This is a genomic window from Stenotrophomonas sp. 3diitr2024, from assembly GCF_042136455.1.
GTDB classification, from domain to species: domain Bacteria; phylum Pseudomonadota; class Gammaproteobacteria; order Xanthomonadales; family Xanthomonadaceae; genus Stenotrophomonas; species Stenotrophomonas sepilia.
On sequence record NZ_JBHHMJ010000692.1, the window covers coordinates 1 to 1,137 of the forward strand.

Annotated in this window: 2 protein-coding genes; both read left to right on the top strand. The window is 68.5% G+C overall.

Annotated features, from left to right (window positions below):
- Window positions 1-129 precede the first annotated feature (129 nt).
- Complete coding sequence (gene ribH, locus ABGA94_RS17800) at window positions 130-597, top strand: 6,7-dimethyl-8-ribityllumazine synthase (RefSeq protein WP_005415267.1); 468 nt, start codon at window positions 130-132, stop codon at window positions 595-597.
- On the top strand, window positions 594-1,073 hold the full coding sequence (gene nusB / locus ABGA94_RS17805; protein WP_005415268.1) for a transcription antitermination factor NusB: 480 nt from the start codon (window positions 594-596) through the stop codon (window positions 1,071-1,073). The genes ribH and nusB overlap by 4 nt, the downstream gene beginning before the upstream one ends.
- The last annotated feature ends 64 nt before the right edge of the window (window positions 1,074-1,137 follow it).

Genomic DNA, 1,137 nt, shown 5'->3' on the forward strand with positions numbered 1-1,137 from the left:
CCCCCCCCCCCCCCCCCCACTACCGGTGGGGACCGACCGTTGGTCGGCACACCCTGCAGGCCCCCGCCAGCCACGGCCGGGGCCCATCCACGCTAGAATTACCCCCTTATCGAGTCCCCCAAGCCGCATATGAGCCACTACGAAGGCGATCTTCGCACTCCCGAGTCGGCGCGCTTCGCCATCCTGGCCAGCCGCTGGAACGCCCGCATCACCGACGCGTTGGTCGCAGGCGCCCGCCTGAGCCTGGCCGGCAACGGCATCACCGAAGCCAACATCGACGTGATCCGCGTGCCGGGTGCCTGGGAACTGCCGCTGGTGGCCGCACGCCTGGCCGCCGCCCATGAACACGCCGCCATCCTCACCCTGGGCTGCGTGATCCGTGGCGACACCCGCCACTACGAACACGTCGCCGACCGTTGCGCCGAAGGCCTGATGCGTGTGCAGCTGGATTTCGGCGTGCCGGTACTGAACGGCGTGCTGGCGGTGGAACGCGTTGAAGACGCCGAGGCCCGCGCAGGCGGCAGCCACGGCAACAAGGGCGAGGAAGTCGCACTCGCCGCACTGGAAATGGTCAATCTGCTGGAGCAACTGCCATGAACAAGAACACCCAGGGCAAGCCCTCCGGTAAACCCGTCCGCCGCGATGGCGTCGACCCGGTGCTGCGCTCGCGCGCCCGCCGTCGTGCCGTGCAGGCCATCTACGCCTGGCAGATCTCCGGCGGCAACGCCCAGTCGCTGATCGCCCAGTTCGCCCACGAGCAGGCCCGCGAAATCGCCGACCTGGCGTACTTCGAAGCGCTGGTGCACGGCGTGCTCGACAACCGTCGCGACATCGACGAAGCGCTCGGCCCGTACCTGGACCGTGGCATCGAGGAAGTGGATGCGATCGAACGCGCGGTGCTGCGCCTGGCCGCCTACGAGCTTCGCTACCGCCTGGACGTGCCGTACCGCGTGGTGATCAACGAGGCCATCGAATCGGCCAAGCGCTTCGGTTCCGAACATGGCCATACCTACGTCAACGGCGTGCTGGATCGTGCCGCCGTGGAATGGCGCAAGGTCGAATCGGGTCACTGACCCGCCTGTGGTAGTGCCGGCCGCTGGCCGGCAGCTGCAGGGATCCTGAGGTTGCCGGCCAGCG